Raw genomic sequence first — 26,505 nt, forward strand, 5'->3', positions numbered from 1 at the left:
TGCCACATCTAGGTTTATGGTTGCGGCGTTCACTGCATCTGCGGCTATGTCTGTTGATTCCACAGCACCGGTTGCGATTTTATCGGTCGTTACCGCATCGGCGGCAAGTTCACTGCTTCCCACAGCACCTGCCGCTATCTCGATTGTCACATCGTTGAAAGCCGAGTTGGCCCCGCCTGTCACGTCCAATCCCGTTGATATTATGTCCCCGTCCCCTGTGAGGGATGCAACGTCGACATCAAGTGCCCCACTGGCGTTCTGTACAAGTCCGTCACCTGCAATGTTGCTGTTTATTTCGTCGACACCAACGCTGTCATCAATAATCTCATCGGTTCCCACCGAGTTGTCGGCCATCTTTGCATTGGTCACGGCATCATCCGCAATATCTTCCTCAAGAATGGTTTGGTTCAATATTTCATCGGTAGTCACTGCATCCGTAGCAATCTCATAATCTGTGATTCCACCTTCGGAAACATCCAACGTATAGGGGTCGCCTATAACACCATTTCCAAAACGTTCCAATGTAGTATCAGACGGTCCTACCACCTCATTCCCCACAATACTGTCCAGCTGTGTGTTCAGAAGATCGGAGCGGTTCACGTAGTTCCATGCACTGCCGGTATACATAAAAAGGTCGCCGGCATTGTTGGCACCTTCAAGATTATCCAGCGCAACGGCTTCATCCGCCAATTTACGATTGGTGACCGATTCATCTTGGAGTTTGGAATCCCCATTTATGGTGGTGTTGACGATATTGGCTCCTCTAATAAGTCCTACCTCATAATTGTAATTGATACTGCCGTCGGCATTCACGGTTTGTGAAATCACAACGGTGCTGTCTTTTGATTGTGCTGGATTGATGGTACTGAAATAATCCGGCCGGGTACTTACCGTGAACGAATTGTCCAGCTCTTCGCAGATATTGATCCATTCCGTACCGTCGTAGTAATGCAAACATTCTTGATCCGTATTGTACACCAAAGCACCCTGCAGCGGGTTGATGCTGCCCATTTGGGCGTCCGTTACCCGGGTAATGACCAAAACGCGATTGTTGCTTTGCAATTCCAATAGGGAGGCTGGGTCCAGATTCTGCGGGTTATCGCCGATTTTAACCTGTGCGTTCAGCGAGTTGATCACAAGTAGGCCCATGATCAAGTAGAGTATTGAAGTTTTCACGGTGTTCAGTATTTGAGGATTTTCCAAACGTAAAAAGCAAAGCTAAACTTAAGTTTGAAAATTCATAAGAAATACCGTCAAAACACGCAATTCACGGGTGAATGGAATTCGCTTTGGTATATTTGTAGAAGTAGAATTAACAAAAGTTTAGAACGGCTTAATTTTTTATCCCGTCTCCAAGAGTTTTCTTTAACTTGTAATAAAAACACAGAAATGAAAAATGCTTTTTTGATATTGTTCTCTTTATTGGTATCGGGCTGGTCCCTGGCACAGGATTCGCGCCAGATGCTACGGGGAAAGGTGCTTTACCGAAATTCGAATGTTCCCAATGAGAACGTTATCAATTCCACTAGCGGCCAAGCTACCATAACCGACGATAACGGGGAATTCATGATAGCAGTGAAGGAAGGTGATCAATTGGTGTTTACCGCGATCAACTACCAACTGGAGGTCATTACCGTTTCCTCGGAAATATTGGCCAACAACCGTTTGGTGGTGGAGGTTAATGAAAAAGTGCAGGAACTGGATGAGGTAGTGGTGACCCCCGAAAACCAAGAGCGGTTCCTCGAAGTGAAGAATGAGGATTTCAAGCAGTTCGATTACGCCATAGATAGAGGTACCGAAGTGGAGAATGTGGCCAATTCCCAGATTACCCGGGGCATGAAGAATGGAGTCAACTTTGTGAATATTTTCAAGGCATTGTTCAAATCGCAAGAAGTCAATGGGCAACAACGGGCCCCGTTAAAAGTGAGCGAAGTGCTCCGACATGTGTACGACGATGAGTTTTTTGTGGTGGATCTACGATTGCCGCAGGACAAAATAGACGCTTTTCTATTGTACTGCGATGACAAAATACCTTCCCAGACCTTGTTGAGAAAGGAAAACGAATTTCAGTTGATTGATTTTCTGGTGACACAGAGCAAGGAGTATTTGGCAACTTTGGATGAGGAATGAGAAAATGCCTGTTCGCACTGGTTGTTTTTGCCACCCAATGGACTTTTGCCCAAGAGGGCGAAAGCAAACTATTGCAAGGTAGGGTAAGCAGCACGGATAAGGACGTTGTAGGGGTCGTGGTCCAGAATACGACCACAAGGGATGCCGTGATTACCGATTTGGAAGGCAATTTTTCGATACGGGTTCGAGTAAAGGACACCTTGGTGTTTTCCGCAGTGCATTTTTTGAGGAAATCCCTCCCCGTTACCCAGGCACTGTACCGATCCAACTTTGTGGAAGTGCCCATGCAGGAATTTGTGAATCAGCTACGGGAAGTTGTTGTGAGTCCCTATAATTTAACGGGTGACCTTACCAGGGATATAGATCGTGTGACTTTGGAAAAAGATGTGAGCGCAGAGGCATTGAACCTGCCCAATGCCCATCAGCGTATCCCAACGCAAAGCGAGCGAAAGTTGCAAGAAGCCTCATCCATGAGCGTTACGGCCGGGGGAGGTTTGGGCGGAGCAGGTGGAGGAATGAGCCTCAATCCCATCATCAATGCCATTACAGGACGTACCAAAATGTTGAAAAAAAGGGTGGAGGTCGACAAAACGTATGCCCAAACCCGGCAGATACAGGGTTTTTACACCGATTCGCTGTTCGTGTCCACACTTAAAATACCCATGCAGAAAATAGATGACTTTATGTATTTCTGTGAAGTGGACGAAGCTTTTCAGGCTGCAGTGGAATCGCAGGATAAGCTTAGGATATGGGATATCATGCTTCAAAAAAGCAGGGCTTATCGGGAAAACAACGATTTGGATTGATTTTTTAGGAGTTAGAGTGGCTGTGTCTAAAAAACCAAAATAGTTTGGCAGGTAAATTGCAGAAGGTTTCTTAAAACTGTAACATTGTCGCACAATTAAAGTCTATTTCTACATGATGAAGCTAAAAAGAGTCAAACTACTGGTCTTGCCTTTGGCAATGCTGTTGTTTTTGTCGTTCTCATCCGCCCATAAATTCTACCTTAGCGTTACCAATATCGTATACTCCGAAGACGATAGTGCATTCCAGATAACCAGCCGTATTTTTATAGATGACCTTGATAGGCTCCTCAATGAGCGCTATGGTGTCGAAGCCAACCTGGCCACCCCGAAGGAGTCCAAAATTGCCGATGAGTATATCGGGAAATATTTCAGGTCAAAATTTGTGGTCGAACTTGATGGGGAGATAGTGCCCTATACCTTTTTGGGAAAACGCTACGATAAGGACGTGGTCATTTGTTATCTTGAAATCCCCAACGTTGAATTGTCCGAAGTAAAAAGCATGTCCGTCCAGAACGAGGTGCTCATGGATTTGTTCGATGAACAGAAGAATGTGGTGCATGTAAAATGGGAGGATAACAAAAGGAGTTTTGTCCTCATTCGGGAGAATAATAAAGGAATGTTAAATTTGTGACGTATTCTTAACAATTGGTTAAAATGTGTTACATTTCAAAGCTATAAAACCAGATAGAAAATGAACAGATTCAAGTATTGCTTAGCTTCTGTATTGTTCCTTTTTGGAGCCGTTGTCATGGCGCAAGAAGAGGGCGATGTAAAAGAAGAACGTGAGCCTGGTCACTACAACCAGAGTAAATTCAAACAACTCTACGAAGAGTTTTCCACCCCCAACACATACCGGTCCGCTTCCGGAGCACCCGGTCCAGATTATTATCAGCAACAGGCGGACTATGTAATGGACATTCACCTGGATGATAAAAATGCAAAAATCAATGGTGAGGAAACCATTACTTACCATAACAATTCACCGGATGATCTAGAGTTCCTTTGGATACAATTGGATCAAAATGTCCGAGCCAAGGATTCCAAGTCGCCACTTCGCAATGGAAGCGGTGTGAATATCGCTTATACAGCCGGTAATTTTGCCGAGTCTTACATGACAGAGCCGTTTGATGGTGGTTTCAACATTGAATCGGTTAAGGATGATAGCGGAAAACCATTGTCCTACACCATCAATCAAACCATGATGCGTGTCAATATCCCAGAAGCATTGAAAAGTGGAGAGAAAATCTCTTTCTCGATCAAGTGGTGGTACAACATTCCTGATCATACCGTCAACAGAGCGCGTTCTGGATTTGAATATTTCCCTGAAGATGGGAACCGTGCCTATGTAATTGCACAGTTCTTCCCAAGAATGGCCGTCTACAGCGATGTGGAAGGATGGCAAAACCATCAGTTCTGGGGAAGTGGTGAGTTCGCATTGCCATTTGGTAACTACGATGTGAGCATTACCGTTCCTGCGGATCACGTATTGGATGCAACAGGCGAACTTCAGAACCGTGATGACGTATTCTCCAAAGATATGATGAAACGTTACAAGCAGGCTAAGAAGTCGTATGACAAGCCAGTGATCATTGTAACACAAGAAGAAGCGGAAGCTGCTGAAAAAGGTTTCTCTACGGATACCAAAACTTGGAAGTTCAAGGCGACCAACGTTAGGGATTATGCATTCGCTACCTCCAGAAAGTTCATCTGGGACATGCAAGCCGTGAAAATCGGAAGCAAAGACGTTATGGCGGTATCACTATATCCCAAAGAGGGTAACCCACTTTGGGAAGAGCAGTCCACCAAAGCCGTGGCGCAGACCTTGGAAACATACTCAAGACATACATTTGATTACCCATACCACAAGGCCATTTCCGTTCACGCGAAGAACCAAGGTATGGAGTATCCAATGATTTGCTGGAACTACGGTCGTCCTAACGAGGATGGTACTTACTCCGATAGAGTGAAGTACGGAATGATCAGTGTGATCATCCACGAAGTAGGTCACAACTTCTTCCCAATGATCGTGAACTCCGATGAGCGTCAGTGGGGATGGATGGACGAAGGGATCAATACTTTTGTTCAATATTTGGCAGAGCAGGACTTCGGGAAAAACTACCCAGAGGTGATCGCTCCAAATGAGAGTTACCCATCCAGAAGAGGGGCGCCTTCACAAATAGTTCCATACATGGGAGGAGATCAAAGTTATATTTCCCCTATCATGTCAAACCCTGAAAACGTGTACCAGCTAGGGCCAAACGCTTATGCAAAACCAGCAACAGCCCTAAACATTCTAAGGGAAACGGTAATGGGCGAGGAATTGTTCGATCATGCGTTCCAAACCTATGCACAACGTTGGATGTTCAAGCACCCAACCCCAGAGGATTTCTTCCGTACCATGGAAGATGCATCTGCAGTGGATTTGGACTGGTTCTGGAGAAGTTGGTTCTATACTACCGATTATGTGGATATAGGTGTTTCCGGTGTTAAGAAATACTATGTATCCAACAAGCCCACCAAGCAAATGGAAAAATACATGGCCGATAGGAACCTTACAGAGGATGATCTTCCACCATTGGTGTATTTGGCAGAAGAAGAAAGCGAGGACTTTTCACCTGAGTTGAAAGGGAAAGCACCAACCGAGACCTCCCAAAACCTTAAGGAGTTTATGATGGACAATATGACCGAAGCTGAAAGAGCCCAGGTTAAAGAGCCCAAGTATTTCTATGAAATCACTTTTGATAAACCGGGAGGCATCCCAATGCCATTGATTGTGGAGTACACCTACGCAGATGGTACCACCGAGAGCGTTACCTACCCTCCTGAAATTTGGAGAAAGAATGACGCTGAGGTAAAAAGAGTGATGGCTACCGAGAAGGAATTGGTTGGAATCGTGGTAGATCCAAAAATGGAAACTGCCGATGTTGATACCACCAACAACTCTTGGCCCAAGAAAGAAGAGAAGTCAGACTTTGATAAGTTCAAGGAAAATGTCAAAGGAGACCAATAAAAGAAAAAACTATGTTAAGAGCCTCGTGATTTCACGGGGCTTTTTTTATTTTGAACCTAAGTTCTGATTATATTTGTGGCATGCAATTTCTATTCATTAGCGGAGCTGAGATTTTTTTCATCCTATTCATAGTGGTGATGGTGTTCGGTGCGGATAAGATTCCCGGAATCGCCCGGGGGCTCGGCAAAGGAATGCGTCAACTTAAAGACGCCACGGATGACATTAAACGTGAAATCCAGAAGACCGCCGACGTCGACACCGACTTTACCAAGAATATCCGTAAGGAAATCGACGATGTGAAAAAGAATGTGGACGAGGTCTCAGGTTCCATCAAAAGAGATCTAAATAAGTAATCCCACCTATGTTGGAAAAACTGCTCAAATGGGATAGAGACACCTTTGTTTATCTCAATGGGCTGGGCATTGAGGACTATGATGTGTTTTGGTCCACTGTGACCAATTTCAACACTTGGATTCCCCTTTTTATTCTCTTCCTGATTTTATTTTACCTCAAGTTTTCAAGAAAAGAGGCCCTCTATAAATTTTTGACCGTTCTGGGGTTGGCGGTTTTCATTACCCTGGTCACGCATGTCACAAAAATTTCGGTGGCCAGGTTAAGGCCAAATAACACGGAGGAGATCAATACCCTTATCCGAATCCTGAAGACCCCAACGGACTATAGTTTTTTCTCCGGACACGCTTCCAGTTCGTTTTCCATAACCATGTTGGTGTTCCTTTTCTTAAGGCACAAAGTGAAATGGGCAATTTTGTTTTTCATCTGGCCCATCCTATTTGCCTTGAGCCGCATTTATGTGGGGGTTCACTTCCCAATTGATATTCTTGTGGGTATGGTGGTGGGCTTGCTGTCAGGATGGCTTTTCTATGGGCTCTATCAGCGTTTTATAGCACCCTACTCAACGTTAGCCCGTCCCTGATGGGTAATAACACCGTTTCCACCCTAGGGTCTTCCTTTAGTTTTTGATTGTATTTCAACAGTGCAGCTGTAGCCTTGTCGGATTTTTGTACAGGTTCCACCACCTTTCCCGACCAAAGAACATTGTCGGAAAGAATGATGCTGCCCGGTTTGGTTTTCTTGATCACAGCTTCAAAATAAGCATCGTAGTTTACCTTTTGCGCATCAATGAAAACAAGGTCGAAGGTCTGGTTCAGGCTTGGAACAATATCCAGGGCATCCCCGATATGCTGTTTGATTTGAGGGCCCCACCCACTTTTGTCAAAATACCTTCGTTGCATCTCCTGGAGTTCCTCGTTTACCTCAATGGTATGCAGTTCCCCTTCGTTTTGAAGCCCTTCGGCCAAACACAAGGCTGAATAACCTGTGTAGGTGCCGATCTCCAAAATGTATTTGGGGTTGATGATCTTGGACAACATGCTCAATACCCTGCCCTGAAAATGCCCTGTGATCATTCGGGGTTGAATGACCTTTAAGTGCGTTTCTCGGGTAAGTTCCTGCAACAGTTCCGGTTCATCCTCAGAACTGTTGGCAATATAACTCTCCAAAATGGGCGATAGGAAATGCATGATATATTTTTCGCAAAAATATAGAAAAGAACTACATTGGAACAGTAGACAAACCAAAACTGCCCATGACATTACCAAAGGTAAACATACGAACGGCAACACTGGAAGACCTACCGGTGCTACTGCATTTTGAACAGGGACTCATAAATGCAGAACGTCCGTTTGATGTCACCATAAAAGAAGGAGCCATCAGCTATTACGACATTGAAGAAATGATCCAAGACCCAAAATCCCATGTGGTGGTCGCGGAGGCAGACCATAAGATAGTCGCTTCAGGCTATGCCATTCCCAAAAAGGCCAGACATTATCTAAATCATGATTTGTATGCCTATCTCGGTTTTATGTATACCGATGAGGATTATCGTGGGATGGGCATCAATGCCCAAATCGTTGATGAACTCAAACGATGGTCTCTGCAAGAAGGTTACAAAGAAATCAGATTGACCGTGTACAATGAAAACCTTCCAGCCATCAAGGCCTATGAAAAAGTGGGTTTTAAGAAGCACATCATCGAAATGCGCTTGGAATGATTTTCTTTTCATCACATTACTTCCACAAATCGTATTTTTGATGAAAACCAAAATAGAATGACGTTCGAGAATACGCTTGAATTTGCCAAAAAGCTTGATGCTTCCGATGGATTGGCCTCCTATAGAAACGAATTCCACTACCCACAGGTCAATGGGAAAGATGTGATCTATTTCACGGGGAATTCCCTCGGTCTTCAACCCAAACGGACACAAAAATTCGTGGACGATGTCATGAAGGATTGGCGGGAACTGGCTGTAGAAGGTCATTTTTATGCCGAAAAACCCTGGTGGGACTACCACGAAAGACTTGCCGAAGGATTGAGCAAAGTGGTAGGGGCCAAGCCCAAGGAAATTTCAGTGATGAACACACTAACGGTCAATCTTCATTTGTTGATGGTGTCCTTTTACCGACCTACTGAAAAGCGTTTCAAGATCCTCTGTGAGGAAAAAGCATTTCCGTCCGATCAATATATGCTGCAAAGTCAGGTGCGCTATCACGGATTGAATCCTAAAGATGCCATAGTTGAGGTAAAAAAACGGGATGGTGAACATGCATGGCGCACGGAAGACATCATTCAAAAAATCAATGAGGTAGGGGATGAGCTGGCCCTTGTGCTGATGGGTGGCGTTAACTATTACAATGGACAAGTGCTGGACATGGAAGCCATTACCAAGGCAGGTAAGGATGCTGGTGCCTTTGTGGGTTGGGATTTGGCCCACGGTGCAGGAAACATCAAACTGAACCTGCACGATTGGGGTGCTGATTTCGCCGCTTGGTGCAGTTACAAATACATGAACAGTGGCCCAGGGAATGCGTCGGGCATCTTTGTGCACGAAAGACATTTGGGGAAAGAAGACATTCCCCGTTTTGAAGGCTGGTGGGGCACTAAAAAAGAGACCCGATTTTTAATGCAACCTGAATTTGACCCCATTGAAAGTGCCGATGCATGGCAATTGAGCAATCCCCCCATATTGTCCATTGCGCCTTATTTGGCTTCCTTGGAGATATTTGATGAGGTGGGTATGGATGCCCTGATCGAAAAACAAAAGACCATTGTGTCCTATTTGGAGTTTGTGTTGCACGAAATCGATAGGGAGGTGGACAGTACATTTGAGATCATTACCCCCGAGGCTAGAGGGTGCCAACTGTCCGTGTTTTTGCATGGAGAGGGCAAGGCCATCTTTGATTATTTAATGAAAAACGGTGTGATTACCGATTGGCGGGAGCCCAACGTTATCCGATTGGCCCCAGCACCCCTATATTGTTCGTACGAGGATATGTACCGCTTTGGGCAAATTTTGAAGGGGGGAATACAGAACAAATAGGCACCACTAAAATGAACCGACTAAACACGACCATTCAATGAAATCCCTCTGGCTTATTTTGTCCAATCCAAGGTATTTTGGAGTGGCATGGGTCTTTACCAGTATCAATATTTGGTTTGGTACCTGGGCGATTTATATCCCCACCGTAAAGGAAAAACTGGACATCAATAAGGCTGATTTGGGGATAGCCCTTTTTTGTTTGTCCTTAGGGGTTTTCACTATTTTTCCCATAGCCTCCAAGGTCATCAATAAACTTGGGGTGGGGAGAGCCTCTTGGTATGGTGTGATATTTGCCTCCGTAACGGCCATGTTGCCGCTTATGGCGCCTAATTACTATCTGTTGATGGCGGCCTTGTATCTTTTTGGCGCCAGCAATGGCTTTATCGATATTGCCATAAATACCTTGGTAACGGAGATTGAAAAGGAGGACAAGCAAAACTTCATGTCCGCGGCCCATGGCTTTTTTAGTTTGGGCGGTATTTTGGTAGGACTGGGAAGCTTCTTGATTCCCGTCATTGGAAACCCGGTGTTGCACATGGGGATAACGGTGGTTTTGGTATTCATCATCAATTTTTTTCTGAAGAAGCATTACGTCCATGTTGTGGCAGCACCTGTGGAAAAGGAGCCCTTTAGCCTCAAATTGTTCAAGCCCTTGTTGCTTTTGGGCATTATCGGCTTTGTGTCCTTTGGTGCCGAAGGAGCTATTGTTGATTGGAGTTCTCTTTTCCTAAAGGAAATGACCATGGCCCCTGAAATGTTGATCGGAGCTGGATTTTTGGCATTTTCCACAACCATGACTTTGGGGCGCTTCCTAGGGGATGGTATAAGTGCCAAAATTGGCCCCATTCGAATAGTGGGACTTGGCGCGTTGATTGCTGCCGTTGGTTTTGTTCTCGTGTTGACGCAGCAAACAGCATGGTCCATCGTTGGGTTTGCCCTAAACGGTCTTGGCTTTTCCGTGATCGTGCCCGAATTGTTCCGAATAGGGGGCAATGTAAAGGGAGTGGATTCGTCACAAGGAGTTGCCTTTATCGCGGGAGCAGGATATATGGGGTTTTTACTGGGTCCTGTAATCCTTGGGTTTATAGCCGAGAGTGCTTCGCTGAACTATAGTTTTATCTTGTTGTTGTGCATGGCCCTCTTGGTTTTTGGAATTACGTTTTTCTTACGTAGGAGAAAAAACAGTTAGGATACGGTTATTTTTTAATGGAATACGATTTTATTGATTGGCCATTAATTCTTCCAACTGTGCTTTTGCCCCTTGACCAGGTCGATTTGCATAACCATTGACTAATTTTCCTTCATCATTGTAAATCAAATAATGTGGAATTGTGTTGATTCCCAAATCTTCCATAACCTTAGAGGTGTTTCCGTTTTCTATAAAATAGTTTTGACTATCCGAGATTTCGTGGTGTGCTATCGCTTTTTTCCAATTCTCTTTTTTATCGTTCACACTCAAATACACAAACTCGATATTTTCCTTTTCCAGTTCGGATTTCAGAATTTTGGACTCCGGCATTGTTTCACGGCAAGGTTTGCACCAACTGGCCCAGAAATCGATATAAAGCCACTTCCCTTTATTGTCTTTTAAAACCTCGGAAAGTGTTAGTGTATCATTTTCCAAAGTGGTCAAAACCAATTTGTCCGATTTGCTGAAATCAATTTTATATGCTTTGACCACTTGGTTCAGCTTCTCCAAATTGGTGGTGTTCTCTTGTAATTTTTGGAAATAGCGTTTTTTGTCCTTGACCTTAAAATTGTTGCCTATACCATGGTATGCGTCAAACAATAGATAGTTCTTTGCAGTACGGTTGAATCTTTTGTCAAGCAAGATCGAGTCGAACCTTATTCGTGAATCAATATAAAATGCTCCTGAATTCCCATTGTTTTCTTCGATCATATCCAAATCATATTTTGAAATTTGGATTAAATAATCCCTGAAGAAGGAAAACTTCATTAAAGAGTCCGTTTTGGATAGATCAAACCCATGTTCTTGCTCGATGGTTTCCTTATTTTCCAAAGACTTTTGACGTGCTAACCAATTTTTTATGTTTTTAAGGTTTTTATGTTTTTCCATTAACATGTTCAAGGCGTCAATACGATAATGGTAGTTTATAGGGGAAATGATGTTGTTGTTTTTTAAAGAATCCAAAAGGTCAATTTCTTTCTCGAAGTCCTTGTTTGCCTGTAGATAGTATTCAATGGAATTTTTCTCATAATTTTCTACCCCAGAAATAGTTAAGTTGCCAAAGATCAAGAAGTGACTAGTGTATTTGTTGTCAAATAGCTTCTTTAGCCTAAAACCATTGTAATTTAATTCAACATCATTAACATTTCGGTTTGTGATTTTAGCTCTGGGAATATTGTTCTCAAAATCAAATATGATGGTGTCCCCATTTTTTACCAGAAAACTTTTCTTGATACGTGTAAAGAAATCATTAGTGGATAATTCAAGATAGTCGTTATGGCATTCTATTGCCAATGTATCGTGTACATTGGGTTTTGGAAGCCAAGTTTGTACATTGTCCATATGGTCCAAGTATGTAAAACCATTGTTTTGGTAGAAAGCCTTTACTCCCGAACTGTCTTTTACTATTTTACCGACACTGTCCTGCTTCATTAAATGCATGTACGTTTTTGGTGCATTTACGCTAATCAGCACTATCTGATTTGGTTTTGATTTCTTGGGTGCAGGAACTTCATTTTTACAGGAGAATGAAATGATGAGGATGATGAAAGGGAGTATGTGTTTAAGTGGTTTCATTCTTTATCTTTTTCAAATTCTTGAGGTTGGTAATATTTAATCAGCCTTTTACCTTTTAATGGAATAAAATTGACTATTGCACCAAATTTTGATGACATCCATCATTGGTTTATGAAAACTCAATCACCCTTGGCCAGTTCCGTATCTATTAAAGTCAGGATGTCATCAATTAATTTCAGACATTGATTTTGTACTTTAAGTGTGGAATTGAAGTAAATGACATTGTTCTCGACAAGGTTTTCAAACTCCAAGGAGGAAAGCATATCGTTGTTGGATACTTCAAAACCTGATTTTGGAATTGCTAAGGATGATGATGAATTGGGCAAATTATAATTGTCTACATGTAACCAGCTTCCATTTTTGGTAATAAAGTCGATTAGGTTGTATTCGCTACCCTCTTGATATTTTTCTCGAATGGCCAATCGTTCCAAGGTTGGCGCCCAAGAGGATAGTTTGCTCCTTAACTGGCCGTTTTTCAAAATCCCCAAACTTCCAGAGTTGGTCAAATCGTTTAAAAAACCGTTTTGGGCATTATAGGATGGGGCACTTACGGCAGCAATCAATAAACTGTCCAGCAAAAATTTACCATTGTACTTATCTCCAGTATGCTCTAGGATTTTAATACTGCTTTCTATGTTTTTGGTATTTTTCTGAATGATTTCCTGTAAAGCCGTTTTATTGGATTCAAAATCGGTTTTTAAGTTTTGTAGGGCTTCGTATTCCAGCTTGTCTGTTTTGCTGGCTTCATTCATATTATTGATTTGAAGCGCAATCAAAATTCCGATAACCACCAAAATAATCTCTCCAATCGCATAGGGAATATACTTTCCGATTCTGTTTTCGGCGATAAGCCGCCGCCTGATTTTTCTAAGGAATGTTGCCATGGGTTAGGGCAGTATGATAGCCAATTTATGTAGTAGTGTTTTTAAAGTTCCTGAACCAATTGAATATAATTTCCACAAGTATCGTTGAGGATTGCATATGTTACATTTCCCGATATCGTGGGTTTCACGATGAACTCCACACCGAGCTGGGTCAAACGTTCGTATTCGGAGTCTATATCTTCAACGTCAAATTGCGTCCATGGAATGCCGGCTTCCATCAGTGCATCTTGATATACCTTGGAGGGCTCAAAATGGTTGGGGGCAGGTTCCAATAATATCTCTGGTCCATCTTCCCGATCTTTTGATACCAAGGTCAACCATCTGTTTCCACCACCCAAAGGTTCATCTTTCTTCTTTGCAAAGCCCAATTTCTCAGTGTAAAACCGCATCGCCTTTTCTTGGTCTCGAACGGGAATGCTGATGAGTGTTACTTTCATAGTTTGTGGTTTTTTACATCCTGACCTACTTCATTTATGGTGACACATTCTACATCGTTGCATTCAAAATAGAAATATTACCGATGCATCACATCGTCTTATTTATGTGTTTAGGGGAATTTTGTAAATCTTCTTGCAAGAGATGCCAACTCGAATTGAGCAGTTACTCCTTGCTTACGGTAAGCCCGGTAAAGTAAAGACTGGTGCCGCCATCAGGTCGGTTGTGTTGCTTGGCCAGTTGTAAACCTTCCATCTCTATATAATCTTCCCAAGTGGAGACCAAATTGGGCTCTTGTTGGTTGGATTTGCGATAAGCCCACTCCCGGATTATGTAATCATCCTTGAAATAAAAGTCATACGCATCGCCTGGGGTATAACCGCCTTCGTTGGCATATACAATAGTGAGTTTCTGCATGGGCTCTTCGCTAATGGGCGCCGTAGCTTCTTCGGTATGTTCGTAGGTGTAATTGTTGGAGTCCCACATCAAATTAAAAGGGGCCATCAACCAATATCTGTCATTGATAAAACCACTATTGGTTTTCATGGCAATGCTATCCATGGAGTTTCGGTTGTACGTAAGGGTGTCGGGCCCGGAAATGGCCGTAACGGTATTGCTCTTGGTTTCCCAGTCCCAGCTGCGCTCAAAATGCATGGAATCCCTGTCCACATTAAAGGTGAAAGTGATTTCCTTTACATCTGACCAATGGTCAAAACCGTGCGCTTCCGCTATTCGTTCTGGAACGGATTTTTCAATTTCGGTAGGTTCGGCGCTTTCTTTGTTTTTTTTTGGTTCCGTTTTACAGGCGACAAAAAATAGGAAAGCGAGTATTGTAACGAGGTAATTGGTCTTCATGTCTGGTTTTTAACCAAATATACTAGGAAAATCTCTTATTTTGCGCCCCATTTTAAAAAGCCTGACCAAATAAATCTGTTTCTGGAGTGACTTTTTTAAAAAACTTGTTTCTAATACTTGTAAGTAACCCCGACAAAGCGTTTTTGGAAAAGGAAGACTTATACGTACAACTTTCTGATGAGGAATTGGTGAAACAGATTGTGGCGGACAACGACCCTATGCTCTTTGGGAAGTTGTATGACCGTTATGCAAAATTGGTGTACAACAAATGCTACGGATTTGCAAAATCCGAGGACGAGGCGGAGGATTTGACTCAGGATGTGTTCCTCCAACTATTTATCAAGCTTCGGACCTTTAAGGGGAAATCGAAGTTTTCTACTTGGCTGTATTCATTTACCTATAATTTTTGTGTGAATTATGTAAACCGGAACAAACAACGAAAAATACGGGACAAGTCCGTTCAGGTTGAGAATTCCGAACATAAGCTTACCGAAGAAGTGCCCGATGAGAGTTTGTATGAGATGAAAGCGGACAAGCTCAAAAAGGCATTGGAACAGATATCCCCCGAAGAGAAGTCCATTTTGTTGCTCAAGTACCAAGATGGGGCCAGCATCAAAGAACTTGTAACTTTAATGGAACTAGGGGAGAGTGCAGTGAAAATGCGGCTCAAAAGAGCGAAAGAAAGACTATTGGAAATCTACAATACCCTGGAATAGATGGCAAAGAAACACAAAAACCCATTCAAAGAGTTGGAGGCTTCCCTGCATGAGGCTCCACCTGAAATGAAGCAAAAAGTCATGAATGACATTGCCGCGGCAAAGTTGATCATGGACATGGCTTCATTGTTCTCGATCAATTTGGGAAGTGCTTTGCGCAAGCTGTTCAGAACTCTGGGAGACAATAACTAATCAACTAACAGAACACTATAAATAAACAACAACTATGGAGACTATTAATGAATGGAAAAATGTGACCCTGGAGTCCCTATCAGGCATGGGCAAAGAGATGGCATTGGCCTTTCCCAAAATCTTGGGGGCTATCGTTATTTTAATCTTAGGTTGGATCGTCATCAAAATCGTGCTCTTCCTCCTCAAGAAAATCCTGAAGCTGGCCAAAGTGGATATGCTCAACGATAAGATCAATGGCATGGATGTGACCGGCAAGGGCGATCTAAATGTGGATGTCATTAAAGTGATATTGGGCTTTGTTAGATGGTTTTTGATTTTGGTCTTTTTGATTGTGGCCGCCGATATTTTGGATTGGAAGATCATTTCCAAGGAAATCGGTAACCTCTTGCATTACCTTCCACGATTCTTTAGTGCATTGGCACTATTGATGCTTGGGTTCTACATTGGAAACTTTGTGAAGAAGACCGTTAAGCGATTGTTCGATTCGCTGGAATTTGGAGGTTCCAATATTGTGAGCAACCTGTTTTTCTACGTGATTGTCATTTTTATGTCCATTACCGCATTGAACCAAGCAGGAGTGGATACCACGATCATAACCAACAACATTACCTTGATTTTAGGTTCTTTCCTCTTGGCATTCGCCTTGGGTGTTGGTTTGGGGTCTCGTGAAATTGTCGCGGATATCCTAAGGGCGTTTTATACCCGGAAAACCTATGTGGTAGGGGATAAAATCATAATTGGCAACGATGAAGGAACCATCAAGGCCATCGATAACAACAGTCTTACACTGGAAACCGAAGACGGCAAATTTGTGATTCCGATCAAGGATGTGGTCTCTCAAAAAGTGCAGATAAAATCATAATGGGTGTATTGTGAAAAACAAGTGCGGTAACTTCCTTGGAATTTGATTATTTTTGAAGTCTTACAACACGTAAAAAATGAGTTCAAAAAAAGGAAAGGTTCAGGAATTGATCCAAGAAAAACTGTTAGAAGACCGCAAAGTGTTTTTGTGGGGCCAAGTAGACGATGATTCTGCAAAGCACGTAATCGACAGGTTGCTGTATTTGGATATGTTGAACAATAAAGAGATTCAATTGATTATCAATAGCCCAGGAGGGTATGTAACCTCCGGTTTTGCTATTTACGATACCATTAAACAGATAAAAAGCCCGGTCTCCACGGTATGTTCCGGTTTGGCCGCTTCTATGGGGTCCATTCTGTTGTCGGTAGGGGAAAAGGGCAGAAGATTCATTCAGCCGCACGCCCGTGTCATGATCCATCAACCAAGTGGTGGAGCTAGGGGACAGGCGTCCAATATAGAAATCCAGGCTAGGGAAATCATCAAGACCAAGGAATTGGGAGCCAAAATTCTTTCAGAGAATTGCGGACAGGATTATGACAAAGTGATGAAGGATTTTGATCGTGATTACTGGATGAGCGCCGAAGAATCCGTGGAATACGGAATCGTGGATGAAATCTTGAAATAAGACAAGACTCCTTTAAAAGTGAAAAGTCCTTCGCAACGTATTGTGAAGGACTTTTTATATATAGACGCCGTAGCGGAATATTCTAATAGATATACGAGAGCAGACCAGCTATCGGATTTCAAAGAATGCATAAAATCAAAATTCATCGGAGTGTTCTATGATTTTGTGCGCTCTTTCTTGTATTTCGTTCAACTCTTCCTTGCTTTTCTTCTCCAATAAGCTCATCATCATCGACATCCGTTGGTTGTTCTTGAAGTGTGCTTTTTTTTCCTCCAAAAAGTTCCAGTACAGCGAATTGAACGGACACGAGTTCTCTCCCGACCTAACAGTATGACTATAGGAGCATTCCTTACAATAATTTCCCATTTTATTGATGTAATTGGCGCTGCTCACATAGGGTTTGGTGGCTACCAGGCCTCCATCCGCAAATTGGCTCATGCCTCTGGTATTGGTAATCTCCACCCATTCTATGGCGTCAATGTATACGCCCAAATACCATGCATCCACTTCTGCGGGGTCCACTTGGGTAAGCAGGGCATAGTTGCCGATGATCATCAAGCGCTGAATGTGATGTGCATATGCATCGTCCAAACTTTGCGAAATGGCTTGGTGCAGGCAGTTCATTTTCGTCTTTCCCGTCCAGAAGAAATCGGGCAGGGGGTTGTGGTTCTCCAGTTTGTTCAATTTGGCGTAGTCTGGCATTTCTTTCCAATACACGCCACGCATGTATTCGCGCCAACCCAAAATCTGACGAATAAACCCCTCCACTTGTGAAATATCGATATCGTCTCTATGCTCATGATAAAAATCAACTACGGTGTCGATAACTTCCTTGGGTGAAAGCATTTTACTGTTCATGGCGAAGGACAAACGGGAGTGGAACAAGAATTTTTCTTGGGTATGCAAAGCATCCTGATAATCGCCGAAACAGACTAACAGCCTTGAGCAGAAAAAATCCAAAAGCTCCTTGCATTCTTGGTGGGAGGTGGGCCAAGGAAAGTTTTTGGAATCAATATTTCCAAAGGTATTTATTTTCGCGCTTTTGATTTCTTCCAGTAGTTCGGTAACATCGGTATCAAATGAAAGTTCCTTTGGAATGCTGGGAGAGCCGTCCCATTTTTTTCGATTGCTCTGGTCAAAGTTCCATTTTCCACCTTCGGGTTGATCGTTTTCCATCAGTATATCGTGCTTTTTCCGCATCATCCGATAGAAACTTTCCATCAATAGTTGTTTCTTGCCCTCAAAATGATTTTCCAGCTCATCCCGGTTAGTGTAAAAGTGTTCCGTATCAAAAGCCTCGGAGGGGATGGACGTGGATTCGCAAATTTCTTGGAGCTGTTGGTCCAATCGATATTCATCGGGCAATTGGTATTCAAATTTTTCAATCTTGTGATTGGATATGGCTTGCTCTATAAGGTCGGGTAGGTTTTGTGGATTGTTTTGGTCCCCAATTTTAAAATATTCAACATGGTGTCCCTCATCTTGAAGGGTATTTGAGAAATTCCGCATGGATTGGAAGAATCCCACGACCTTTTGGATATGATGTTTTACATAGTCCGTTTCCTGTCGCATCTCGGCCATCAGGTATATATGGTCATCATCTACTTGGTCTAACCAACTATGGGATACATTTAGCTGATCTCCAAGAATAAGTCTAAGTGTTTTCATGAATTAGAATAAGGTGGGTTGGAGCCAAAGGCTCTGGAATTTTTTGTTCGGGTCATACCGCTCTGCTTGACTCTTGGTGTTGAAGGTCCTGTTCCTTGGGTCGTTGCCCACGCCGCTATTGTACATCCAATTGCCCCAATTACTGTGCACATCGTAGTCAATGAGCATGGCTTCAAAATAAGAGGCCCCGATGCGCCAATCCTGTTTCAGGTGTTTGGACCAGTAACTTGCTACGTTCTGTCGGCCGCGATTGCTCATCCAGCCTGTCTTTTTAAGCTCTATCATATTGGCATTGACAAAATCATCAGCTGTTTTACCATTAATCCAATCTTCTTTGGCCGCCTTGTTCGTGTGCCAATCATACTCCTTTTGAAGAATGCCATCAATTTTAAAGATTTGGTTGCCATGCTTCAGGGAAACATATTTGAAGTAATCTCTCCAAATCAGTTCAAAAATCAACCAGTAGGTATCCTGATTTTTCTTGATCTCCTTTTCAAAACGTTTTACTTCCCAATAAATCGTACGTGCGGAAATACTGCCATTGGCCAACCAAGGTGAGAATTTAGAGCTGTAATCGATGCCTACAAGTCCATTCCTCGTTTTTTTATAATAGCCCAGTTTTTTGGTGTCCCAAAAATAATGTTGCATTCGTTCCAAAGCTTTGTCCTCCCCTCCTTCAAATGGAAAGGCCGTTCTATGGTCCGTTTCGAACTGGGAAAAACCAAGGTCTTCCAAGCTAGGGGTATTTGACTGGGACTCCACTCGATTATCTGTAGGGAAAACCTTTGGTTTTTCATAACACGGCCTTGCCTGAACATGCTTTTCGCATTTTTTTCGGAAAACCGTAAATACTTGTGGAATCTGAGCATAGGAATCGAAAGGAATGTCTTCGGGGTGAAAAAGGAACTGGTCGAATGTTTTATGGAACGATACGGTCTTAGGTAAACGATTTTGAACATGTTGAATCACATCATGTTCCTCTGAAGTCCACTCGTTTTGAAGATAGACGCTATCAATCTTGTAGCGTTCCACCAATTCGGGAACCTTGACTTCTGGTTTCCCATGATGGACGAGCAAGGTAACGTTGAGTTTTTCTAAATTCTTTTTAAGCTGATGAACAGACTCCAATAAAAACTTGGCCCTAAACCGTTCCGTTTTTTTGAAACCATAAGCGTTTATCTGAAATTGTCTTGGATCAAAGAAATATACGGCAATCATACGGTCGGCCTGTGCAGCCTTATGTAAGGCCTCGTTGTCATGGACGCGGAGATTATTTCCAAACCAAATAAGACTAGTCTTCATGCTTGTTTTTGTTTTTTCTGCACCGTTCACTACAATAAATGACCTGTTCCCAATCCTTGGCCCATTTTTTTCGCCAAGCAAAGGGTCTTTCACAAACTGGACATGTTTTCGTGGGTAAATGCGGTTTCTTGTGCGCCAATATGATTTATTGTTTAATAAAAGTAATAAAAAATTAAACAAAAATTGAATCGGGTTAAGTGAAACCGAATAATCAGAACAGTTTACCGGGCAAAATGCTTATTTTTACAGCTTTAATCAGAATTTCGCCCATTGGGCAATTATGGCGCAGACTCCAAAAAACATAGCCATCATCGGTTCCGGATTGGTGGGTTCTCTATTAGCAATATATCTTCGAAGAATTGGGCATACCGTTACCGTTTTTGATAGGAGACCGGACATCAGGACCATCAAGTTTTCGGGAAGGTCCATTAACTTGGCCATGAGCAATAGGGGATGGCGCTCCCTCGATGAGGTTGGCATTGGGGATAAAATAAAGGACATTGCGATTCCATTGGATAAGCGCGCCATGCATGTGAATGATAAACCCATGTATTTCCAAAAATATGGAAAAGATGGGGAAGCCATTTGGTCCATATCCCGAGGTGTCCTCAACAAACGGATGATTGATCTCGCAGAGGAAGAAGGAGCTACGTTCCGATTCAATGAGAAAGTCTGGGACGTGAATTTGCCAGAAGCCAAAATCTACACGGGGGAAACGGAAAAAAGTGAGTGGAAGGAATATGGATATGATTTGATTTTCGGCTGTGATGGGGCTTTTTCCAGGGTTCGCCATAAAATGCAACGCCGTAGTAGGTTCAATTACTCACAGAATTTTATCGATGTGGGGTATAAGGAGCTTACCATTCCCGCCAACGATGATGGTACCCACAAGTTGGACAAAAACTCATTCCATATATGGCCGCGCGGAGAGTTTATGCTCATTGCCATGCCCAATATTGATGGCAGCTTTACCTGTACCTTGTTTTTGCCTTTCGAAGGAGAAATTTCTTTTGAGAGCCTAAAAACTGTGGATGATGCCAAGGAATTTTTCAAAAAGTATTTCCCGAACGTTCGCAAGGAAATCGAGGATTTGACCAAGGACTTTTTTACCAATCCTACCAGTGCCATGGTGACTATGAAGTGCTATCCATGGACCTACTGGAACAAGGTGGCCCTAGTTGGGGATTCGGCCCATGCCATAGTGCCCTTTTATGGACAGGGCATGAACGCCGGTTTTGAGGATATCTACGTGCTCAATCAACTTATGGAAAAGCATGGGGATGATTGGGATACTATTTTTTCCGAATACCAAGAGGAACGAAAACCAAATGCCGATGCCATTGCAGAGCTGAGCTACAGGAACTTTGTGGAAATGAGCAGTAAAACAGCTGACCCAAAATTTCTGTTGCAAAAGAAGATTGAAAAACATTTTGCGCAGAAGCACCCAGAAAAATGGGTGCCCGTGTATAGCCGTGTTACTTTTTCGGATAGACCCTATTCTGAAGCATTGGCGATTGGTGATAGGCAAGAAGAGATTATGCAACAAGTGATGCAAATGCCTAATATTGAAGAAAATTGGGAGTCGCAGGAAGTGGAAGATAGGTTTCTCTCACTTTTAGAATAGTAAAATTAAAATGTCTATTGTTATGTAGAGCGTAGTCGAGACATCTTAAAATAGAAATAGTATTCCTAAGGAATGACGACATAGCATAAAAACAGAAAAGCCACCTTTTGAGGTGGCTTTTATTTCTTAATAGATGTTGGATTTAAAGCTTGGCAAAAAGCTTTTCCATTCTTTCTTGCTCTTCTTCGGCCAAAAGTGGATCTACCAAAATTCTCCCACTGTGCTCATCGGTAATGATTTTTTTTCGGGATGCAATCTCTACCTGCACCTGTGGTGGAATGGTAAAGAACGATCCACCCGAGGCTCCACGTTCAACAGGAACCACAGCCAAACCGTTTTTCACATTGTGGCGGATTCTTTTGTACGCTTTGACCAATCGCTCTTCGATTTTGTCTTCGTACTCTTCAGATTTTTTCAAAAGGGCTTTTTCCTCTTTTTCGGTTTCTGCAAGAATAGCGTCCAGCTCACCTTTCTTGTGCTTCAAGTGACCTTCACGCTCGGATAGCTTTTCCTTGGTTTGTGCAATCACTTCTTTTTTCTGCTCAATCTGGGCTTTGAATTCTTTGATGTTCTTTTCGGCCAATTGAATCTCCAACTCCTGGAATTCCACTTCTTTGCTCAAGGAATTGAACTCGCGGCTGTTCCTTACATTTTTTTGTTGTTCGCTGTATTTTTTGATAAGCGCTTTGGACTCATCGATGAGATTCTTTTTGGCAGTGATCTCAAAGTTGATGGTCTCAACATCCGTTTTCAATTTGTCCATTCTGGTTTTAAGACCAAGAACTTCGTCTTCCAAGTCCTCTACTTCCAAAGGCAATTCGCCTCTAACATTGCGGATTTCATCCACTCTGGAATCAATGAGCTGTAAATCGTACAATGCTCTCAACTTGTCTTCCACAGTGCTTTCTTTCTTATTCGCCATATATTTTATAAATACTTGATGGGATTCGTTATACTCTCCGATAAAGAGACTGCAAAATTAGGAATTTTTTTCGTAAGATAATCAACCAATAAATCTTTTGTAAACTGCTCAGTTTCAAAGTGCCCAATATCGGCGACTACCAGTTGGTTTTCGGCTTGGTAAAAATCGTGGTATTTTAGGTCCGCGGTAACAAGAATATCGGCTCCCGCCTTCTTTGCGGCACCTATGGAAAAAGCTCCGCTTCCCCCTAAAACAGCGACTTTGCTTACCTTGTTGCCCAGTAATTGGGAATGTCTTACCACAGAAGCGCTCATGCGTTCCTTGACCTTGAGCAGAAACTCTTTTTCATCCATTTCCACATCAAGGTAACCTATCATCCCCATGCCCAAATCTTGATTGGTGTTTTCAAGAGTGAGCACTTCATAGGCAACTTCTTCGTAAGGATGGGCATCAAAAAGCGCTTTTAAAATGGATTTTTCCTTCTCAAAGGAGTAGATGACGTTGATCATGGTCTCTTTTTCAAAATGAACCTCACCTACTTTTCCAACAGCGGGATTGGCACCGTTTTCCGCCTTGAAACTTCCCACGCCTTCCAAACTGTAGCTGCAATTGCTATACTTTCCAATATCCCCCGCACCGGCATTGAATAGGGCAAGTTTTATCTTTTCCGCATCGGCACAGGGAGCATAGGTGGTCAATTTTTTGATGCTCTTTGCCCTTGGAATCAGGATTTCGGGGTTTTTGAGCCCCAAGACCTCACAGATTTTGGCATTGACGCCCATTTTACTGTTGTCCAATGCGGTATGCATGCTATATATGGCAATGTTGTTGGCAATGGCCTTGAGGACAACGCGTTCCACGTAGTTGCTTCCAGTCAACTTTTTCAAGCCTTTGAAAATGATGGGATGGAAGCTCACGATCAGATTGCACTTTTTTGCAATGGCCTCGTCCACTACGTTTTCCAGTGTGTCCAGAGTGACCAGAATACCTTCTACCTTCATGTTTGGGTCGCCCACCAACAGGCCCACGTTGTCAAAATCCTCGGCATGTGCCAAAGGCGCCAATTCCTCCAGCGTTTTTGCTATCTCGTTAACGGTCATTTTAAAAATGTTAATTGGGCTAAAGATAAAATATTATATTTTCGTTCAATGCTTCAATTGCTTCGGAAAATAGCGTTTCCCATTTCGTTGATCTACGCCTTGGTGGTCCATGTTCGAAACTTCTTGTTCAATGTGGGTGTTTTTTCATCCAAATCATACCGAACACCGACGATTTGTGTGGGCAACTTGAGTGTTGGTGGTACCGGAAAGACCCCAATGACCGAACATTTGCTGCGAATATTATCTGACCGAAAAGTGGCGGTGCTCAGTAGGGGGTATAAGCGTAAATCCAAAGGATTTTACTTGGCCGATGCTGAAAGCACTGTTTTGGAATTGGGGGATGAGCCGTATCAAATCCATCAAAAATTTACTGGAGTGATAGTTGCCGTTGATGCCGATAGACGGAATGGTATCGAGAAACTGGAAAGTTTGGTTCAACCGGATGTCATTGTTTTGGACGACGCTTTTCAGCATAGAAAAGTAAAGCCGAGTTTTTCAATTTTACTTACCACTTATCATAATTTGTATGTGGATGATTGGTATTTGCCCACGGGTAGCCTTCGGGATGCAAGGAAAGAGGCCAGACGTGCCGATTTGATCATTGTGACCAAATGCCCCATTGGATTGCCGGAAGACGAAAAGAAGGCCATTAGAGCAAAACTGAATCCCAGAAAGCATCAAAAGGTGTTGTTTGCATCATTGCAATATCATGATGTTGTAAGCAATGGGGAAGGGGTGGAGATGAAATTGTCCCAATTGAAGAACGAACAAGTGGCTTTGGTAACGGGAATAGCCTCTCCAGAACCTTTGGTTGAACACTTGAAATCCATTGGATTGGACTTTGAGCATTTTGAATATGGGGACCACCATCACTTTACCGATAAGGAGATTCAACAGTTCCAAGGGTATGAAATGCTGCTGACCACAGAAAAGGATTTTGTGAGATTAAAAGGCAGAGTGGATGGGCTATATTTTTTGGAAATTGCGCATAGCTTTTCCGATGAAGATGGAGTGGTTCTGAAAAAAGCTGTTGAAGGATTGTTCTAGACGGAACCTTCCATTTTGCTCCTAAAAATGTTCTCCCCGATTTTTTGATAGAACACTTCTGGCTTGAACGGTTTGGTCACCACATCGTTACAGCCCGCTTCGTAGAAGCTGTCCAAGCTATCATCCAATGAAATGGCCGTAAGTGCGATAATGGGGATGTTCTGGTCGAACTTGCGTATTTGTCGTGTGGCTTCCTCGCCACTGATGCCGGGCATGTGGATGTCCATTAGAATGGCATCGTAGGTGTTGTTTTTAGCTAGATCGATTGCTTCGTTCCCATTGTTGGCGATATCGCAGGTAATCTCTTTTTTGGTCAACATTTTTTTGGTGATCACCTGATTGATTTTGTTGTCTTCCACGATCAAAACGTGCAATCCCTTAAACTGGAATTCTTCTGGATTGAGTTCAAAGGCGATGTCTTCGCCCTGCTTACTTTCATAATCCAAATCCATTTCAAAATAGAAGGAGCTTCCCTGTTCCAGTTCACTTTCCAAGTGAATGGTGCTGCCAAATAGGCCCACCAGGCTTTTTACAATGGTCAATCCAAGACCTGTTCCTCCGTATTCCCTGTTGATTTGAATGGATCCTTGCTCAAAGCTATCGAAGATGTTTTTCTGTTGTTCTTCTGAAATTCCGATGCCATTGTCCCTTACTTCAAAATAAAGTTTTACCTGATCTTCATCTTTTTTCAACATCTTGGCTATGACCTCTACTTTACCGTTTTTGGTGAATTTAAGGGCGTTGCCGACAAGGTTCATGAATATTTGGGATAGCTTGATGGGATCTCCCAATAATTTCTTCGGGATGGTCGGGTCATAGTCCAGTACCAGTTCCGTCTTTTTCTCATTGGCGTTTTGCTGAAGTGATTCCACAACGTCTTCCAGCACTTTGTGCAGTTTGAACTCTATACTGAGGGGCTCCAGTTTTTCGGCATCGATTTTATTGATCTGAAGAATATCATTGATGAAGTTTAGTAGGTATTCCCCCGAAAACTTCAGTGATTTCAAATGCTCCTTTTGATGTTCCGATGGATTCTCCTCCAATAAAAGGTGGGTCAGTCCCGTGACGGCATACAGCGGTGTCCGTAGTTCGTGGGTTACCGTGGAAAGGAAATTGGTCTTTGCCTCCATGGCAGAAACCGCGGCGTCCCTTGCCAATTCCAATTCCTTGTTTTTGGTATAAAGAAGATCGTTTGTTTTAAGTTTGATCTGGTTGTTCCTGAACAAGGATACCGCCAATAACGATATGATGGTCAAAAAGGCCGATGTCAATATCGCAGTGATCTCTGAACGGTTTTTGGATTCGCTCAACTCCTCATTTTGGGCTTGGAGCTTGTTCATTTCGTTCATTTGGTGCTCGTTGCGCACCCTTGCGCCTATATCGGCTTCCAGTTTGGTCTTTTCCGCATTGAAAACGGAATCTTTGATTTGGGCCAATTGTTTGGCATAGCCCAAGGATTCCTCAAAATTTCCGTTCGCCTCATAAATCCGGGCCAATTGCTCATAGGAGTTTTTGATCTCTTTGGCAAAACCATGTTTTTGTGCCAGTTCCAAAGAAGCTTTGGAATGTATGATGCCTTCTTCCAAATCGTCCAAGGTCACACTTATTTTGGCCAATTGCAGATTGGCCTTTGTCGCTAGGTAGGCACGTTCCTTGTCATCTGCGTTCACAATAAGTGCATGCAGGTTTTTTACCGCATCATCATATTTCTCGATATTGCTGTAAATGTTGGCCTCCAACAATAGGATGTTGTTGCTAAGGTTCCTGTTGTTGCTGAGTTTTCTGGATTCTTCCAGTTGTTTCAGTGCTTGGAAGTTGTTGCCCTCATCATACCTGAGTGCAGCATCCAAATACAAATGGAAGGCTTCCCCATAGGAGTAGGAGGTATCTTTGAGTAAAATACTGGCCCTGTCCCAGTAAAACGTTGCGGATTCGCGATCACCTTCCTCCAAAAACAGTCTTGCATATTGATGATAGGTGTCCAATAAAAGTTTGGAGTCTTCATTGGTTTCGGCAATATTGGCTGCCTCTTTTAGGGTCTCCAAGGCCTTGTCCACTTTATTTTCATGACGATAATGCATGAATTCATCAAAAATGGCCTTGACCGTGGAGGTTGAGTTCCCATCGTTTTGAGCAAAGGTGGGTTGTGTGCATATGGCCATGCAC

The 26,505-nt window shown here is 42.9% G+C and carries 27 protein-coding genes; 15 read left to right on the plus strand and 12 right to left on the minus strand.

Translation table 11 applies throughout. From position 1 onward, the window contains the following. On the minus strand, positions 1 to 1,176 hold a 1,176-nt coding region (locus EO132_RS13885; protein ID WP_205780368.1), incomplete at its 3' end, for a hypothetical protein. A gap of 213 nt (positions 1,177 to 1,389) precedes the next feature. Here EO132_RS13885 and EO132_RS13890 point away from each other — a divergent pair. From EO132_RS13890 to EO132_RS13915, 6 genes are all read left to right on the plus strand, one after another. Further along, a complete protein-coding gene (locus tag EO132_RS13890; RefSeq protein WP_127138440.1) occupies positions 1,390 to 2,130 on the plus strand; it encodes a carboxypeptidase-like regulatory domain-containing protein in 741 nt (246 codons plus the stop codon). Beyond that, entirely contained in the window at positions 2,127 to 2,936 is an 810-nt protein-coding gene (locus EO132_RS13895; RefSeq protein ID WP_127138441.1) for a carboxypeptidase-like regulatory domain-containing protein, read from the plus strand. Before EO132_RS13890 ends, EO132_RS13895 begins: the two co-directional genes overlap by 4 nt. Before the next feature lie 112 nt (positions 2,937 to 3,048). Next, entirely contained in the window at positions 3,049 to 3,567 is a 519-nt protein-coding gene (locus EO132_RS13900; protein ID WP_127138442.1) for a DUF6702 family protein, read from the plus strand. A 60-nt stretch (positions 3,568 to 3,627) separates the two neighbouring features. Beyond that, positions 3,628 to 5,946 (plus strand): M1 family metallopeptidase, encoded by a 2,319-nt coding sequence (locus tag EO132_RS13905; protein WP_127138443.1) that lies wholly within the window; start codon positions 3,628 to 3,630, stop codon positions 5,944 to 5,946. Between the two features lie 80 nt (positions 5,947 to 6,026). Next, the gene (locus EO132_RS13910) at positions 6,027 to 6,299 is read left to right on the plus strand and encodes a Sec-independent protein translocase subunit TatA/TatB (RefSeq protein ID WP_127138444.1); all 273 of its coding nucleotides are present in this window, start codon (positions 6,027 to 6,029) and stop codon (positions 6,297 to 6,299) included. Positions 6,300 to 6,307: 8 nt separating this feature from the next. Then, complete coding sequence (locus EO132_RS13915) at positions 6,308 to 6,880, plus strand: phosphatase PAP2 family protein (RefSeq protein ID WP_127138445.1); 573 nt, start codon at positions 6,308 to 6,310, stop codon at positions 6,878 to 6,880. Here the strand turns inward: EO132_RS13915 and EO132_RS13920 are convergent. Continuing rightward, entirely contained in the window at positions 6,846 to 7,487 is a 642-nt protein-coding gene (locus EO132_RS13920; RefSeq protein WP_127138446.1) for an O-methyltransferase, read from the minus strand. The genes EO132_RS13915 and EO132_RS13920 overlap by 35 nt on opposite strands. 65 nt (positions 7,488 to 7,552) lie before the next feature. Between EO132_RS13920 and EO132_RS13925 the strand changes: the two genes are divergently transcribed. The 3 genes from EO132_RS13925 to EO132_RS13935 are packed head-to-tail and all read left to right on the plus strand — an operon-like array spanning position 7,553 to position 10,532. Next, positions 7,553 to 8,017 (plus strand): GNAT family N-acetyltransferase, encoded by a 465-nt coding sequence (locus EO132_RS13925; protein WP_127138447.1) that lies wholly within the window; start codon positions 7,553 to 7,555, stop codon positions 8,015 to 8,017. 57 nt (positions 8,018 to 8,074) lie between these two features. After that, positions 8,075 to 9,343 (plus strand): kynureninase, encoded by a 1,269-nt coding sequence (gene kynU, locus EO132_RS13930; RefSeq protein WP_127138448.1) that lies wholly within the window; start codon positions 8,075 to 8,077, stop codon positions 9,341 to 9,343. Positions 9,344 to 9,380: 37 nt separating this feature from the next. Continuing rightward, entirely contained in the window at positions 9,381 to 10,532 is a 1,152-nt protein-coding gene (locus tag EO132_RS13935; protein ID WP_127138449.1) for an MFS transporter, read from the plus strand. 30 nt (positions 10,533 to 10,562) lie between these two features. On the opposite strand, the gene EO132_RS13940 is transcribed toward EO132_RS13935, so the two are convergent. From EO132_RS13940 to EO132_RS13955, 4 genes are all read right to left on the minus strand, one after another. After that, positions 10,563 to 12,107, minus strand: coding sequence for a TlpA family protein disulfide reductase (locus EO132_RS13940; RefSeq protein ID WP_127138450.1), 1,545 nt, complete (start codon positions 12,105 to 12,107; stop codon positions 10,563 to 10,565). Positions 12,108 to 12,226: 119 nt separating this feature from the next. Continuing rightward, positions 12,227 to 12,991, minus strand: coding sequence for a DUF6090 family protein (locus EO132_RS13945; RefSeq protein ID WP_127138451.1), 765 nt, complete (start codon positions 12,989 to 12,991; stop codon positions 12,227 to 12,229). Positions 12,992 to 13,032: 41 nt separating this feature from the next. Next, the gene (locus EO132_RS13950; RefSeq protein WP_127138452.1) at positions 13,033 to 13,428 is read right to left on the minus strand and encodes a VOC family protein; all 396 of its coding nucleotides are present in this window, start codon (positions 13,426 to 13,428) and stop codon (positions 13,033 to 13,035) included. A gap of 163 nt (positions 13,429 to 13,591) precedes the next feature. Beyond that, entirely contained in the window at positions 13,592 to 14,281 is a 690-nt protein-coding gene (locus EO132_RS13955; RefSeq protein ID WP_127138453.1) for a hypothetical protein, read from the minus strand. 113 nt (positions 14,282 to 14,394) lie between these two features. Here EO132_RS13955 and EO132_RS13960 point away from each other — a divergent pair, with 113 nt between their 5' ends. The 4 genes from EO132_RS13960 (at position 14,395) to EO132_RS13975 (ending at position 16,676) form a co-directional block, all read left to right on the plus strand. Continuing rightward, positions 14,395 to 14,997 carry an RNA polymerase sigma factor gene (locus EO132_RS13960; protein WP_235856481.1) on the plus strand — a complete coding sequence of 201 codons (603 nt, stop codon included), beginning with the start codon at positions 14,395 to 14,397 and terminating at the stop codon, positions 14,995 to 14,997. Continuing rightward, positions 14,998 to 15,189 (plus strand): hypothetical protein, encoded by a 192-nt coding sequence (locus EO132_RS13965; protein ID WP_127138454.1) that lies wholly within the window; start codon positions 14,998 to 15,000, stop codon positions 15,187 to 15,189. A gap of 34 nt (positions 15,190 to 15,223) precedes the next feature. Then, positions 15,224 to 16,051 carry a mechanosensitive ion channel family protein gene (locus EO132_RS13970; RefSeq protein WP_127138455.1) on the plus strand — a complete coding sequence of 276 codons (828 nt, stop codon included), beginning with the start codon at positions 15,224 to 15,226 and terminating at the stop codon, positions 16,049 to 16,051. Positions 16,052 to 16,127: 76 nt separating this feature from the next. Then, positions 16,128 to 16,676, plus strand: coding sequence for a ClpP family protease (locus tag EO132_RS13975; RefSeq protein WP_127138456.1), 549 nt, complete (start codon positions 16,128 to 16,130; stop codon positions 16,674 to 16,676). A gap of 135 nt (positions 16,677 to 16,811) precedes the next feature. Here the strand turns inward: EO132_RS13975 and EO132_RS19475 are convergent, their stop codons facing one another. Genes EO132_RS19475 through EO132_RS13985 form a run of 3 tightly spaced genes read right to left on the minus strand, consistent with a single transcriptional unit; the run spans position 16,812 to position 19,785 of the window. Further along, on the minus strand, positions 16,812 to 18,344 hold the full coding sequence (locus tag EO132_RS19475; protein ID WP_205780369.1) for a cryptochrome/photolyase family protein: 1,533 nt from the start codon (positions 18,342 to 18,344) through the stop codon (positions 16,812 to 16,814). A 3-nt stretch (positions 18,345 to 18,347) separates the two neighbouring features. Then, positions 18,348 to 19,646, minus strand: a complete 1,299-nt coding sequence (locus tag EO132_RS19480) for a DASH family cryptochrome (RefSeq protein ID WP_205780370.1) — start codon at positions 19,644 to 19,646, stop codon at positions 18,348 to 18,350. Further along, positions 19,636 to 19,785, minus strand: coding sequence for a DUF2256 domain-containing protein (locus EO132_RS13985; protein ID WP_127138457.1), 150 nt, complete (start codon positions 19,783 to 19,785; stop codon positions 19,636 to 19,638). The genes EO132_RS19480 and EO132_RS13985 overlap by 11 nt, the downstream gene beginning before the upstream one ends. Positions 19,786 to 19,926: 141 nt before the next feature. Between EO132_RS13985 and EO132_RS13990 the strand changes: the two genes are divergently transcribed. Then, the gene (locus EO132_RS13990; protein ID WP_127138458.1) at positions 19,927 to 21,270 is read left to right on the plus strand and encodes an FAD-dependent oxidoreductase; all 1,344 of its coding nucleotides are present in this window, start codon (positions 19,927 to 19,929) and stop codon (positions 21,268 to 21,270) included. A 142-nt stretch (positions 21,271 to 21,412) separates the two neighbouring features. Here EO132_RS13990 and EO132_RS13995 read toward each other — a convergent pair whose 3' ends face one another. Both EO132_RS13995 and EO132_RS14000 read right to left on the minus strand, forming a co-directional pair. Continuing rightward, positions 21,413 to 22,192, minus strand: a complete 780-nt coding sequence (locus EO132_RS13995; protein ID WP_127138459.1) for a zinc ribbon domain-containing protein — start codon at positions 22,190 to 22,192, stop codon at positions 21,413 to 21,415. 5 nt (positions 22,193 to 22,197) lie between these two features. Continuing rightward, positions 22,198 to 23,292 (minus strand): Nif3-like dinuclear metal center hexameric protein, encoded by a 1,095-nt coding sequence (locus EO132_RS14000; RefSeq protein ID WP_127138460.1) that lies wholly within the window; start codon positions 23,290 to 23,292, stop codon positions 22,198 to 22,200. A 48-nt stretch (positions 23,293 to 23,340) separates the two neighbouring features. Between EO132_RS14000 and lpxK the strand changes: the two genes are divergently transcribed. Then, complete coding sequence (gene lpxK / locus EO132_RS14005) at positions 23,341 to 24,339, plus strand: tetraacyldisaccharide 4'-kinase (protein WP_127138461.1); 999 nt, start codon at positions 23,341 to 23,343, stop codon at positions 24,337 to 24,339. Here lpxK and EO132_RS14010 read toward each other — a convergent pair. Further along, positions 24,336 to 26,501 carry an ATP-binding protein gene (locus EO132_RS14010; RefSeq protein ID WP_164732349.1) on the minus strand — a complete coding sequence of 722 codons (2,166 nt, stop codon included), beginning with the start codon at positions 26,499 to 26,501 and terminating at the stop codon, positions 24,336 to 24,338. The genes lpxK and EO132_RS14010 overlap by 4 nt on opposite strands. Positions 26,502 to 26,505 lie beyond the last annotated feature (4 nt).

The sequence above is a fragment of the Flagellimonas oceanensis genome, from assembly GCF_003992595.1.
Taxonomy (GTDB): Bacteria; Bacteroidota; Bacteroidia; order Flavobacteriales; family Flavobacteriaceae; genus Flagellimonas; species Flagellimonas oceanensis.